The sequence below is a fragment of the Paenibacillus ottowii genome (assembly GCF_006874425.1).
Classification (GTDB): domain Bacteria; phylum Bacillota; class Bacilli; order Paenibacillales; family Paenibacillaceae; genus Paenibacillus; species Paenibacillus ottowii.
In genome coordinates this window covers 1-13625 of record NZ_VIJZ01000014.1, presented here as the reverse complement: position 1 = coordinate 13625, position 13625 = coordinate 1, and the positions used below count along the sequence as shown (strand labels likewise).

At 44.8% G+C, this 13625-nt stretch carries 15 protein-coding genes, 1 rRNA gene and 1 riboswitch; of the genes, 2 read left to right on the top strand and 14 right to left on the bottom strand.

What is annotated here, in order from left to right; genetic code table 11:
• Window positions 1-246 precede the first annotated feature (246 nt).
• Window positions 247-527, bottom strand: a riboswitch (cyclic di-AMP (ydaO/yuaA leader).
• A gap of 200 nt (window positions 528-727) precedes the next feature.
• Both FKV70_RS23420 and FKV70_RS23415 read right to left on the bottom strand, forming a co-directional pair.
• On the bottom strand, window positions 728-1498 hold the full coding sequence (locus FKV70_RS23420; RefSeq protein WP_081276728.1) for a TatD family hydrolase: 771 nt from the start codon (window positions 1496-1498) through the stop codon (window positions 728-730).
• Between the two features lie 42 nt (window positions 1499-1540).
• Window positions 1541-2824, bottom strand: coding sequence for an HD domain-containing protein (locus tag FKV70_RS23415; RefSeq protein ID WP_142614727.1), 1284 nt, complete (start codon window positions 2822-2824; stop codon window positions 1541-1543).
• A gap of 330 nt (window positions 2825-3154) precedes the next feature.
• Between FKV70_RS23415 and FKV70_RS23410 the strand changes: the two genes are divergently transcribed.
• Window positions 3155-3409 carry an AbrB/MazE/SpoVT family DNA-binding domain-containing protein gene (locus FKV70_RS23410; RefSeq protein ID WP_007428005.1) on the top strand — a complete coding sequence of 85 codons (255 nt, stop codon included), beginning with the start codon at window positions 3155-3157 and terminating at the stop codon, window positions 3407-3409.
• A gap of 124 nt (window positions 3410-3533) precedes the next feature.
• Here the strand turns inward: FKV70_RS23410 and rsmI are convergent, their stop codons facing one another.
• From rsmI to FKV70_RS23360, 10 genes are all read right to left on the bottom strand, one after another.
• Entirely contained in the window at window positions 3534-4415 is an 882-nt protein-coding gene (rsmI, locus tag FKV70_RS23405; protein WP_063208323.1) for a 16S rRNA (cytidine(1402)-2'-O)-methyltransferase, read from the bottom strand.
• A complete protein-coding gene (locus tag FKV70_RS23400) occupies window positions 4412-5170 on the bottom strand; it encodes a tRNA1(Val) (adenine(37)-N6)-methyltransferase (RefSeq protein ID WP_064795723.1) in 759 nt (252 codons plus the stop codon). Before FKV70_RS23400 ends, rsmI begins: the two co-directional genes overlap by 4 nt.
• Window positions 5171-5259: 89 nt before the next feature.
• A complete protein-coding gene (gene yabA / locus FKV70_RS23395; protein ID WP_142614726.1) occupies window positions 5260-5634 on the bottom strand; it encodes a DNA replication initiation control protein YabA in 375 nt (124 codons plus the stop codon).
• 27 nt (window positions 5635-5661) lie between these two features.
• Entirely contained in the window at window positions 5662-6462 is an 801-nt protein-coding gene (locus FKV70_RS23390) for a PSP1 domain-containing protein (RefSeq protein ID WP_063208318.1), read from the bottom strand.
• A 138-nt stretch (window positions 6463-6600) separates the two neighbouring features.
• Entirely contained in the window at window positions 6601-7596 is a 996-nt protein-coding gene (holB, locus tag FKV70_RS23385) for a DNA polymerase III subunit delta' (RefSeq protein WP_142614725.1), read from the bottom strand.
• Window positions 7597-7845: 249 nt separating this feature from the next.
• Window positions 7846-8289, bottom strand: coding sequence for a YaaR family protein (locus FKV70_RS23380; RefSeq protein WP_063208314.1), 444 nt, complete (start codon window positions 8287-8289; stop codon window positions 7846-7848).
• A gap of 200 nt (window positions 8290-8489) precedes the next feature.
• The gene (locus tag FKV70_RS23375; protein ID WP_007427998.1) at window positions 8490-8819 is read right to left on the bottom strand and encodes a cyclic-di-AMP receptor; all 330 of its coding nucleotides are present in this window, start codon (window positions 8817-8819) and stop codon (window positions 8490-8492) included.
• 73 nt (window positions 8820-8892) lie between these two features.
• Entirely contained in the window at window positions 8893-9540 is a 648-nt protein-coding gene (gene tmk, locus FKV70_RS23370; protein WP_063208312.1) for a dTMP kinase, read from the bottom strand.
• Between the two features lie 103 nt (window positions 9541-9643).
• Window positions 9644-11227 carry an aminotransferase class I/II-fold pyridoxal phosphate-dependent enzyme gene (locus tag FKV70_RS23365; RefSeq protein ID WP_142614724.1) on the bottom strand — a complete coding sequence of 528 codons (1584 nt, stop codon included), beginning with the start codon at window positions 11225-11227 and terminating at the stop codon, window positions 9644-9646.
• Between the two features lie 143 nt (window positions 11228-11370).
• Complete coding sequence (locus FKV70_RS23360) at window positions 11371-11556, bottom strand: sigma factor G inhibitor Gin (protein WP_013368656.1); 186 nt, start codon at window positions 11554-11556, stop codon at window positions 11371-11373.
• A gap of 398 nt (window positions 11557-11954) precedes the next feature.
• Here FKV70_RS23360 and FKV70_RS23355 point away from each other — a divergent pair, with 398 nt between their 5' ends.
• A complete protein-coding gene (locus FKV70_RS23355) occupies window positions 11955-12482 on the top strand; it encodes a hypothetical protein (protein ID WP_142614751.1) in 528 nt (175 codons plus the stop codon).
• A gap of 390 nt (window positions 12483-12872) precedes the next feature.
• Here FKV70_RS23355 and FKV70_RS23350 read toward each other — a convergent pair whose 3' ends face one another.
• Both FKV70_RS23350 and rrf read right to left on the bottom strand, forming a co-directional pair.
• Complete coding sequence (locus FKV70_RS23350) at window positions 12873-13292, bottom strand: hypothetical protein (protein WP_064795727.1); 420 nt, start codon at window positions 13290-13292, stop codon at window positions 12873-12875.
• Window positions 13293-13529: 237 nt separating this feature from the next.
• Window positions 13530-13625: ribosomal RNA gene (gene rrf, locus FKV70_RS23345) — 5S ribosomal RNA — on the bottom strand; the annotation flags it as partial.

The window sequence follows — 13625 nt, the reverse complement described above, 5'->3', positions numbered from 1 at the left end:
GCCGTCTGGAGTAAGACATAGTTGATCGTTGACGTGACTATAACAGATTTTCTACAAGACAAGCCCGTACTGCGACTGTCCTGCACCATGTACCCGTCTTCGCGGCATGCTGTCCTCCCCTGTTTAACCACAGTATGATGACAGATTTTCTTTTATTCACAACAAAAAAAGCCAAAGAAAGAGACTAGAGAGCTCTTTCGTGGCTTCCGACATGTGTGAATATGCGGGAAAACTCATGCACGAGTTGGCTTCTCTCTTGTTACGCTTACGGGGTTAGCTGTCGGGTTCGGACGTAGAGAGTCGCCCTAGCTTAGGTCAACCGCTCATGGCGGTCGCCTTCACATTCACCCCGAAGACCCAGAAAGAAATCGAAATACGGCTTCTCTACCTGTTCAATCCCATCCAGGATTTGAATTTCGGTCGAGCCGGCTGCTGAAGAGACATTCTCTCCTGCACATACGCCGGACGTACTGTAAGCCATATCGGTTCCCCCGTTCCCTGTAAAAGGGACTCAGCGAGACTGGTTCATGAAATGATTTGTTGATGTTTACACTCAACAACAATTCACTGAAAAGATGATATCCTGTTTGCATGCATGTTGTAAAGCAGGTTTCAAGTACATTTTTTAAAAAATTCGGTTAAAAGTTTGTAATATTCCTGAGTTTACTGCAACAAAATCATAATTAGCTCCGTCTAACTCTTTATTTTGATTGTTTTCTTCGCTTTTTCACTTAATGTCAAATCGTTCCAAGGCATTTTGGGTAGTAATGGATACCAATTCCTCCACCGTAATTCCCTTAATTTGGGCGGCTGCCTCTGCCACCAGTCTCACATGTGCTGACTCATTTCGTTTCCCGCGAAACGGATGGGGTGTCAGGTAAGGTGAGTCCGTTTCAATAAGCAGACGGTCCAGCGGAACCTGGGCCAGCACCTCTTTTGGCTGCTTGGCATTTTTGAACGTTATAGGCCCGCCGAATGAAAGGTGGAAACCCATATCCAGCACCATTTTGGCTGTCTCCCAGCTCCCTGAAAAGGAGTGCATAACCCCGCCAATCTCGCTCGCCTTTTCCTCCCGTAAAATCCTCACAATATCTTCATGTGCATCTCGATTATGGATAACAATTGGCATGTTGAGCTCACGTGCCAGGCCAATTTGATTTCGAAGTACCTGCTGCTGCACATCCTTTGGTGATGTATCCCAATAATAATCCAGACCGATCTCTCCGATCGCTACAACCTTTTTATGACTGCATAACGATGCAATCCATTCTAAGTCCCCTTCCTGCATTGTAATAGCATCCTGCGGATGCCATCCAACGGCCGCATAAATAAAATCATACGTCTCAGCTAGCTTCATGGTGGATGGAATGGTCTCACGATTAAATCCGATATTAATCATCCGTGTTACTCCTGATTCGACAGCACGTGCTATAACTTCTTCACGATCCTCGTCAAATTGTGGTGCATCCAAGTGAGTATGAGTGTCGAATAAATCCAAGGTTTTCATCTCCTCTTTTTACTTACATTTCTATATATTTGTCTATTGTTTGACAAAATAATTACTTATTTCGGAAGGAAGCCTGTCTTTTACCCCGTTCAGTTTATTCTGGGGAAAATACATATGATATTTCCCTCGGTGAATACCACTTATTGAACGTACGATTTCCGAAACTTCAGATATTTCCCGCACCTCGCCCTGACGTCCGAGCAGCAAAATCTGATTGTCCGTTGAACCGCCCTGTCGAAACACATCATAAGGAAGATCTGTCGGAAAATCAATTTCAAGATCATACTCCGGGTCCAATCCAGCCTTTTCCAAAGCCTCTCGAATATGGTTAACGGTATCTGTATCCATATTTTCAATCTCTACATATTTATACAATCTACGGTCCATAAACCGACTGCTCAAATCACTTAAAATTTCGTCCTTTTCTCGTTTCCATTGGCTAAACACTGTCTGAATCAAAGACTCATCGAGCATCAAATACTGCTCCACGGTAAGCTCTCCTTTGAACAGATCAGGCAGCGGATCAAGCAGAAAACCAAATTCATATCCGTTTTTGAACAATTCCTTTGCTCTCTTGAAAATTTTACGTAACAGGATTTCCGAGCTGCGTGTTACAGGATGGAAATAAATTTGCCAGTACATCTGATAGCGTGACATTAGATAATCTTCGACTGCATGCATCCCCGACTCCTTCACAACAATTCGCCCATTATGCGGACGCAGCAGACGTAAAATACGATCCAAATCAATCGTCCCGTAGTTAACACCTGTCGAATGAGCATCCCGCAACAAATAATCCATACGGTCAGCATCCAGCGGACTTGTTACCAGATTGACTACGATCGGCTTATCATACGTTTTGGCTATAACCGCAGCCACTTGTTGTGGCAGCTTCTCATCGACTTGCCGTAGCACTGCGTTGATCTTCGTGTCGCCCAGTACGATGCGACATGTCCAATCCTCGTGGTTCATATGAAAGGCTTCTTCAATCGAATGAGAAAAGGGCCCATGCCCCACATCGTGCAACAGAGCGGCACACAGAGCGACTAGTCTCTCTTCCTTCGGCCAGTCGGGGAAATCTCCACGTTCAAATTGAGAAATAATACGTCTGGTAATCTCGTATACGCCCAATGAGTGTGAAAACCGGCTGTGCTCGGCTCCATGAAACGTAAGGTAAGATGTGCCTAACTGGCGAATACGCCGTAAACGTTGAAACTCCGGTGTATTGATTAACCGCCATATCACTGTATCCTGAACATGGATGTAATTATGTACCGGGTCCTTAAAAACCTTTTCTTCACTGAGTGGCTGGTGCAAGATATCAACTCCTTTAATATTCGGAATAATGGATTAAAATACAATAAAATCCTAAACGCTCTCCCTTATTCGACATTGTTTGTCGTATTTTGTCGAATTATCACTTTTCGACATTTCCAAATCGACAATAAGGCAAATCATCCGTAAAATAAGGTAAGGTACATGAATAAAGCTCTTTGTTCTAAATACTTTTGCATAATTAGGCTGTTACTACTTTTTTTAGGTTGACTGTTTTGGGAATCGTTGGTATAGTAAATATCAGAAAAGAGAAAATTTTGTCGAATCATGACACTTATATTATTTTAAACGGCGAGAGGAGCCTGATTTATTATGATGAAATCCACTGGTATTGTAAGAAAAGTTGACGAGCTCGGACGTGTAGTTATTCCAATCGAATTGCGCCGTACCCTGGGAATCGGAGAGAAAGACGCTTTGGAAATTTACGTTGATGGTGAGCGCATCATGCTTAAAAAATACGAGCCTGCTTGTATCTTCTGCGGCAATGCTGAGAACGTAATTTACTTCAAAGGGAAAATTGTTTGCCAAGATTGCATTTCTGAAATCCCAACACCTGTGACAAACTGAGAATTTTAGTATATAATAGACTTATCAGAGATTGTTAATTCTAACCTTTTTCATATATACTCCTTGTTGCCTTCCACGGTTTGAACCCAACCGTTGGAAGGCCCTTTTTTGTTTAGACACGTACTCATAGGAGTGCGTTGTACACATCCCTCTTGGAAATTGAACGGTCTGTGGCTGTACGCTTCATGGCATCCTTGCGGGTAAGCCCCTCTGACTCGTAATGCGCGACATGAGATTCCAAAGATAAGTCTTGCCACCATGCCTGACGCTCCTGTTCCTCTTCTGCTTCGTTTTTCCCCTCAACAACCAGACAGTATTCACCAATCGGCGGGTTTTCCTCTAGTTTTGCAAGACACTGCTCCACCGTTCCCCGCACCCATTCCTCATGCAGCTTGGTCAGTTCACGGGCAAGCACCACTTTGCGTGATCCTAATGTTTCCTTTAATACCGTCAACGTCTTAACAATTCGATGAGGCGATTCATAAAAAAGAATCGTGCCATGGGATACCTGAAATGATTGCAACAACTTTTCCAAATCCTTTTTTTCCCTTGGTGGAAAACCAGCGAAGGTAAACCTCTCCGTATCCAGGCCTGAAGCGATTAAAGCCGATAGTGCCGCATTTGCCCCGGGGATAGGAATAACGCTGATGTCTGCTTCAAGTGCCAGCTTGACCAGATCCGAACCGGGATCGGAAATGGCTGGTAGGCCAGCATCGCTAACCAGCGCCAAATTTTTTCCTTCTATTATATAACGTATCAGCTCAGGCCCACTGGCAGCCTTATTATGTTCATGGTAACTGAAGAGCATTTCCGGCGTGATGTCGAAATGTGTGAGCAGTTTGCGTGTTTGCCGTGTATCCTCGGCAGCGATAATACTGCATGACTTTAGAGTGTTAATCGCCCTAAAGGTCATATCGTCCAGATTGCCAATGGGTGTGGCAACGAGGTATAACTTCCCCCGTTCCTCCTCACGGTTACTAAAGCTTTTTTGTACAGCTGCCGTCACACGGAATCCCCCTTGCTGACTTCTCCATAGATTTCTCTTATTTCCTGAGTATAGTTCCTATCTTCCTGATATACAATGAGTGGGGGTAACAGACGAACCTCCGGTTTGCCGTCACGCATTGCTTCAACAAGCACCATATTTGCTTCCATATGAACCCGTGGGTGAACAAAACGTATCCGCTTGGGCTCCAAATTATAATTGCGCATCAAGGTTATAATCTCACCTAGCCGCTGTGGGCGATGAACCATTGATACTTTCCCTCCATTACGGACAAGCTGGGTACATGCCTGAATGACTTCTTCCAGTGTACAGTTCACCTCATGGCGGGCAATGGCCTGATGAGGATTCAGCTTGATATCGCTACCATTTAGCGGCATGTAGGGAGGATTCACAGTAATCGCATCATACACGCCATGTCCCGTAATTTGAACCAGCTCGCGCAGGTCTCCTTCCCGGATCTGTATCGCTTCTTCTAATCCGTTCAAACTGACACTCCGCCTAGCCATATCTGCCAAGCGTGGTTGAATCTCAATTCCTTCAATAGATGCTTTGGTGCGTGTCGTCAACAGTAGGGGAACAACCCCGTTACCTGTGCACAGATCCAGAATCCTCCCACGCTGATACGGAATACCAGCAAATCGTGCCAGCAAGACTGCATCCATCGAAAAGCTGAACACTTCATCACTTTGGATAATACGCAGATTATGTGAAAGCAAATCATCAATTCGTTCAGACTTCTTTTCATTTTCGTACATAATGTTCTCCTGTCCTATAACTAAAATCGCATTTTTACTCATACTTTCTTACAAAAAAGCCGTAGGCATCTTACTCCTACGGCTTGTTTTTATTTATTCAAAAATGACAGACAGAAGAGGCAATCGCCTTCCGTTCGCAAATGTCCGTAATACACGTTGCATATATGAAATCCTTCATGATACAGCCTTGCCAGATTGTCGTAGCCTTCGCCCACGACCTCACCCGTCTCCTCTTCATCCTTAACGACGATCGTAGGAGAAGCCTTCGGCTTACTTGCCGTCTTTTCTTCTCCAGAGGCTTCACGTTTGAGCATCTTGCGCACCTGTTCGTTTTCAATCGTTAGTCGTTGATTTTCCTCCAGCAGCTCTTTTACTGCCAGTTTCAATTCACCCAGATCGCTATGCAACTGTCCCATTTGGGTTTCCATTTCGTGAATACGCGCAAAAACATTTAATTTATCCAAGTTTCCACCCCGAAGCAACCTAATGGTTTACTTGACGACTACATCGTCCATTGGAAGTTCCTTGACCTTACTGATCTCAAACAGTTGAACATGTACCGTACGATGGCCTGCATTGATCCCTACGACTTTACCTTCTCCCAGAGAGGTGATAACCATCTTGCCTACCTGAGGTAGCTCTTCTCGCATGCTTTCGTAGTTATCATGTTCAAATTTGAGGCAGCACATCAACCTTCCGCACAACCCGGAAATCTTCGTCGGATTCAGCGACAAGCTCTGATCCTTCGCCATCTTAATAGATACCGGGTCAAAATCTCCCAGCCATGAGGAACAACACAGAATACGTCCGCAAGGTCCGATTCCACCAAGCATTTTAGCCTCATCCCGTACTCCGATCTGCCGCAGCTCAATTCGTGTACGAAAAATGCTGGCCAAATCCTTTACAAGCTCTCGAAAATCAACCCGACCCTCTGCCGTAAAATAAAAAATGATCTTATTGCGGTCAAATGTAAATTCCACATCTACCAGCTTCATTTTAAGGTTATGGTCTTTAATTTTATTTAAACACGTACCGAACGCATCCTTGGCCGCCAATTTATTCTCTTCTACAACAAGAGCGTCATCATCTCCGGCAATACGAATGACTTTTTTTAAGGGTAGGACAACATCTGAATCATTTACTTCTTTTTTGCCCACCACAACCTTGCCATATTCAATCCCGCGTGCGGTCTCTACTATGACGCAGTTTTCTTTCTCCACTGGAAGATCCAGCGGATCAAAATAATAAGTCTTGCCCGCCTTCTTGAAACGGACACCCACTACACTATACAAAAATTAACCCCCTTGTATGCCACTAAACCTCATTTGTAGCCGACATTGTACGAATGGCCGCAATTGAAGTCTCACTGTCGCACAAACCGGGAACCTGGCGTCGCGGATTGTGCAGAGTGGAACAAGCGCGCCTTTCTGTTAGCCGGTGATAGAACCGCTTGTATCGGACAACCCAATCAGAAGCTGCTCCACGCATAATTGTCCGTTGACGTGAAAACGGAGCTTCTTTCTGCAATTCGCGGCCAAATCCATATAAGAGACCCATTGTTCCGTGCTGCGGGTGATTGCCAATTTGGAGACGGACTCCAAATGATCTATGAAAACAATGCTTTCGTGCCTTCCGTAACGGAAATGAAGCATATCTTTGAACCACAAATGAAACAGATGAAACAGAATATCCAGGTGTTCAGAAAGTCCAGTTTTAAAAATCTTCTGTTGAGCCAGAATAATCGACGAACTCCCCCGGCTCATGGACTCCTTCACTAATTGTAACACTACGTTTCTAATTTCTGCAAACCAATTCTGCTGGAGAATTTCTCTACATGATTCCAGTCCTGAAGCCATATGAACCACTGACCGGACAAGCCCTGCCGTATAGCCTTCCCCAATTAACGCCTGCATCATCACTTCTGGCTGTAAAGCGTGGAAAGGTACCTGCTGTGTCCGCGATTGAATTGTAGGCAGCAATGCCTGTCCATTTTCAGAAATGAGTATACCGACCACAGGAACCTGCGGCTCCTCCAAAAATTTAAGCAGGCTATTAGCAGCTTGCACTGTCATGGTATCCGCCTGCCGAATGATATATACCTTCGGATTGGAGCTTTCGGATTTATATGAAAATATCCGTTGAAGACCGCGAATCTGATCAATTTTAATCGTTGCCCCCTCGGGCTCTACAATGTGCAAATCCGGATGATTCCCGTGTTCTACCTTTCGGCATGACAAGCACTCTCCACATGCATCATCCGTCTGCCGCTCACAAAATAAAGCCTTGGCAAAGGTCTGTGCCATGTTCATCTGCCCGCTTCCCTGCGGCCCGCTAAAAACATATGCATGGCTGACTGTGTGATTCCGCAATGCACTTTGCAGCATTTTTTTGGCTACATCCTGTCCCAATATATGTTGGAAAGACATGTTCCCTCTCTTTCTCCACTGAAAACAACGATGAACCATCAGCTAATCGTTGTTTTCCTGGGCGAGTTTGTTGCTATTCCGATGATCTCACCTTCAAATCATGATTCTTCAGTATAACTATACTGCTGTTTGCATATTACGTCTGCCCACATGCATATAGTCAAAAATAATCTGCCAGCATGATCAGCAAGCAGATTATTCCATCGTGGCAACAGCCCGTCTGTATTCATTTATAACCTAAGACTGCCTTTAAAATGAAAGATTAATCAGCAAGCCTCTAATCTCACCGACTCCTTGTAAAAGCTCAATTTTCCCTTGCTCCGTTTCGAGCAGCTCATCTGCCATTTTGAGCAATATGTCATCCACTTCATCAATCAGCTTATAACGCTTACTGCGTCCCCGACGATCCCAGCCCTTTGTGTCCTTCATAGACACACCTCGCCGAACTGTATCTTCCAGAAACCGTTTGACCAGCATCTTATAGGCCTTCAACTCACGAATCGTCATTGAGCGAGCAAGCCGGTCTCCCTGCATTTGGATTTCCTTAAAGCGCCGGTTCAATTCCTCCTTCGAAGCCTGTTCCCCATTTTGCTGCATAACATCGGAGAAACTTTTCGGCTGAATTGGCTTGGCACTCGTTTCATTTGTAGACAATGTACTGTGTAAAGGGCGGTAGCCCGGATTTATTTTCATATAAACCTGCTTTCTCCTCGGACGCCTTGCATTTATCCTCTTCACGAACAGTTCAATAGAGAACTCAGGAGCTCTTCGGCTTTTCCGGGGGCTGCGCTGTAGCGCTGCCGTATTAGTGGACCTACCCCTCATTCCCATCATATGGTGAGAAATGGGTATTTCCCCTATCTTATCGGCAGAATAGGTTCTATTGTGAAGCTTCAGAAATGCTCGAAACGGTCTACAGGCATCACGAAAACGGTCGCTCCACCCACCTGCACTTCAACAGGTAACGGCAGATAGGAGTCCGTCGTCCCACTCATAGGGGTAACGGGTGTGACCAGCTGTTCACGTACCTTGCAACTGCTGCGAATGACATTCATCAACGAGTCTACCTGATTGTCATCAACACCAATCATAAATGTCGTATTGCCTGCACGCAGAAATCCTCCTGTACTGGCCAATTTGGTAGCACGGAAATTAGCCTTCACCAGTCCGCTGGATAATCTATTACTGTCCTTATCCTGTACAATCGCAATAATCAGCTTCATCCTGTATTCCTCCTTCAAGTCATACTAGAGACACCTTGTCCCTAGCTCAATTTTACCGTATATCCTTCGACAATTATACGGTAAAATTCTGAATAAACCGCTTTTTCAGCAAATCCCTCAATACTTGCTCTACCTGCTCCGGTGCAGGAGATGCATCCACAACCGTAATTCGTTCTGGGTATTTGCGAGCCAGCTCCAGATAAGCCTCTCGCACCTTATGATGGAATGATATGCTCTCCATATCAAGGCGATCCATTTCCTCTCCCCGTGACGCATTAATCCTTGCCAATCCTAATTCGGGTTCTATATCCAGGTAAAACGTGGCATCAGGCTCCCAATCATCTACCGCAAAGCGATTAATCGAAGCTACCTCTTCAATGCCAATCCCTCTTGCAAACCCCTGATAGACCAGACTACTGTCTACAAAACGATCACATAATACGATAGCTCCTTGTTCAATAGCCGGCTTCACCTTCTCCACCAAATGCTGGCGCCGCGCCGCCGCATATAAAAGCGCCTCTGTTCTGGCATCCATACTGGTATGTGCAGGGTCCAGAATGATAGAACGAATCTTTTCAGAAATTTCGATGCCGCCCGGTTCCCTCGTCGTAACGACTGGATGTCCCTCTTCCTCCATAAACTTTGCTAGCCGTTGGATCATGGTTGTCTTACCGGAGCCGTCTCCCCCCTCCAGCGTAATAAAAATGCCTTTGCGATTCATGTTATTCCCTGCTTTCCTGCCTGAAAAATAAAAGTCACCTACAGGCTGTGTATGCTTCTTTTATCCAGTCTTCTGTATTTGTTCATTCTCTAGCATCTAATCTTTATTGTAAACGGAATACCCGAATTGTAAGCATACTTTCATCTGCTACCCCTTGCCATTTAGCTCCCAGCTCACGTAGACGGTTCATCCGCAGAGCAATCGCTTGCGTGACCGTTTCCCCCGCATATAGCAGCGGAATACCTGGAGGATATGGGATAATCATTTCAGCAGCTATCCTGCCGGCCGATTCCTCCACAGGCACGATCTCCATCTGATCCGGATGAATCGGTTGAAGCCCAAACTGCACTGGACTGGAGTAAGCCTTCATTTCATCATTGTTCCACGTGGAAAAATCTAATTCTAGTCTCTGCTGCTCTTTCCCTGCTAACTCCGGCTCACGAGCCGTCCCCTTAAATCCTATATCATTATTTATATGCACAAGAGCCTGCAACAGGTGACTCGCATCCCTAGCTGTAGAGCTTAATGTAAACAATAAAACAACATGCTTTTCGTCACTCATCTCCGGAATACATCCGTAAGTCTCCAGCTCACGTTTTAACCCAAAGCCATCTAGTACACCCCATGTATCATACAGCACCATTTTAAAAGGGTCCTGAGTTGAGTAACCGCTTCTCCTCTTCTTAGCACTATCCAAGGCCTCTGAGATCCCTTTCCGTGCTTTACACTCTTCATTTGCCTGCTGTGTAGGCTCTAGCAAGCGAAAGCGTGGAAGCTGCTCCAGCCCCTTTCTAAAGGCGTCTGCAGCCGCTAAGCCCTCAGTAAAAGCATCCGTGCCATAAGCATCGATATACCATCTTGCCAAATCCAGCGAGGCCATTAATGGATACGAAGGACTGGAGCTTTGCACCATAGCCAGCCGCTGACGGAGCAGTTCTCGATGAATTCTCGGTCCTTGAACATGTAACATAGCTCCCATAGTCATAGCAGAAAGCATTTTATGTGTCGATTGGACGACTACATCAGCCCCACAGGAAAGAGCAGAGACTGGCAGATGAGGATGTAGCCCATAATGAGCACCATGCGCTTCATCTACCATTAATGGCACATGGGCTGCATGGCAGGCTTTAGCTGTAGCCGTCAGATCATGCCCCATCCCATAATAGTTGGGCAGCGTGAGTAACACTCCTTTAGCCAATGGATAGGCCTTAAGTGCAGCCTTGATCGTGTCTGTCGATGGAGCAACTGCTAGCCCGCTTAGTGTATCTATTTCCGGTTCTAAGAATACGGCCTTGGCCCCTGATAACATGAGACCGTTCAGAACAGATTTGTGTACATTTCTCTGTACCAGTAGTACATCTCCCGGCTCCGTACATACGGTTAAAATCATAGCCAAATTGCCAACCGTACTGCCTCCAATAAGCCAAAAGCTCTCTTCTGCACCAAAGCACTTCGCAGCCAGCTCCTGTCCTTCACGGATCACGTCTTCTGGGTGATGCAAATCATCCAGTCCGGTAATCTCCGTTGCATCAATAGACATCACCTCTTGCAACAGAGCTGCCAATTCCTCATGCCTATAGACTTGTCCATTCTTGTGACCAGGTACATGGAAAGAAGCATTTCCCTGAGATCTGTAACGTATTAGAGCTTCCACTAATGGTGCATGAACCGCCTTTTTCCCCATCATTCTGCAATCCTTCCAAACAAAGCTTTATATCTACCCTATTTTATCGTAAAATCAAGCGGAATCCTACTTTTACTCACAGAAAAAAAGGCCCGTATCGACAGACCTTAGATTGCAACCCTTCAAACACTAGCTAGCGAAGGTTATTATGCATTTTTCTGTACCCAAATTTGCTTTAGTTGGTCAATAAAAAAATGATATTTGGCATCAGTTGCATCCGTGTGCACCATTTCGGCTTCACACGTATCACAGATAAACTCGGAAACGATAAAAATGCCTTCATGTTTGTGTTGTCCGCATATGATGCAGCGGTGGTCACCTTGATCATGCATATCCATCCCACCTTGTTTCTTTTACTATTAGTATGGGTCACTTTCTACTATTTTAAACCTTTTCATAGCCCAGTTTGACGATACACCCTATATATATTCCTCTTGGGCTATTATGGTGTTTGTACCCCGTATGTTTAAAAAAACAGCCGCATATGCCGATATAATAAGAAAAGCTTTTATGTCTGGATACCCTTTCATTGAAGCCTTGTGCTACTTCATCTGTGAAGGCTTTCCCCATAATTATAGAATAGATTAGCTAACACTAGATGACGTCGTTCTACACATTTATAAAAAACAATTGATGCTTATTAAAGCGGCATGAGCGAAGTACCGTCCCTTTTTCCGGCTGTGGACGGGAAGCACTTGTGATGCAGCAGATTAATGAAAGGACTGTTCGCATGATAGAAGAAACCGGAACCAAAGCTACCTACTATCACTACAAGCTCATCAAGAAAATCAATATACCGCGTCAGCTGATATGGAGTCACCTCACACTGCCTGTTATTATGCTTCTCTTTCTGCTTCTGGCCTTTTCCTGGACGAGTGTATTTTTGTTTGCTCTTGCCTTTTTACTAACCTTATGGGTACACTTCGTAATTTCGCGATCTGTCCTATACATAGGTAAGGGGACAGCCTTTCGCAAACGCTGGACGTTTCATCGCAGGTTGCCATGGCTAGGCTATATGACAGACCAGTACATAGGCTATAGTATTTTTCGCCGTGTACACATACATACACTCTGGATTGGTATTTGCTTATCAGCCGTGTTCATTCTCTGGTCTCCACCAGCCTTTACCGTATCCTTACTCTTTTGGCACCTATGGCTCATTGCACCGCGTTTGTACGTCTTGGGTCGGCTTACAGGGGAGAGAAAAGACGGCATGTTGAAGCTCACTGATGAAGAAGCCTCCTACTATCAACAGTAAAAGTCAGTCCACTTAGTATCTGTACAGATCAGGACTTCAACTCGTATATTCCCTCAACCATCAATTCAGCCTAAAACATAAAAAGGAGCAACCCAAGTCGGTTGCTCCTTTTCTTATATTTTATCCTCTATAATTGCTTTATTCTATGATTAAATATGGTTTTACTTACAGTTCTACTTCATTATTATGTAGATAATTCGGTCGATATACAAATATATAAAAGGAAGCCACTTTCTGCAAAACGGCAGTTTCAAGTGCTTCCCCATCTTATCATTCATCATTATACACATAGCAAACAATACGCTATGAGTTAACTCTGACCCTACAATACATCTTATATTGCATACCTCTTTGAAGACCTTAACCTTAACCTTAACCTTAACCCTAACCCTAATTAAGATCTACACTTTTACTCTTCACAGCAGCTTTTTTGTCTTTTGGAACTAATACGGTAAAAGAACCATCATGCACTGACAAATGCACCATGTGTTTATTTTTCTGGAACACCTTCTGGTTCGAAGTAGATAAACTCGGTTCCTCAGTCCAGCCCCAAGCTGCAATCTCCTCCAAATAAGGAGCAGGTAGACTATCGCTTTCCTTCAACGCTGGTAGTGCATAGCGTACATAGTCCATGTCCGAATTGCTGCTGGCCCGATCGGTTTTACTAGCTTCTTTGGGAACCGGAAACGTCTTCTCATTAGCAGCGCCCTCAAACGATGTCCAAGAAGGCTCCTCCTCCACGCACCCGGTAAGAATCGCGACAGCGACACTCAATAGCACCAATAGAGCAAGCCATTTATTTCGCCGCATGATCTTCCCTCCTTACCAGCCTGATTGACTATACAAAATCCTATAATGGAGCTTGCATAATTCTGCAATATAGCAGCGTATGTGTATGGGATTCAATACCTATATTATACAGGGTTTGCTCTTACATTCCGTAACAAAAATGTTACCTTACTTTTGTAAGGATGTTTCTGAATTATACTTATATGCAAAAAAAAGACCATAATCTCAATAAGATCATGGTCCTCTTTACTTGTTGTTGCTTGGCAACGTCCTACTCTCCCAGGACCCTGCGGTCCAAGTACCATCGGCGCTGGAGGGCTTAACGGTCGTGTTCGGGATGGGTACGTGTGGAAC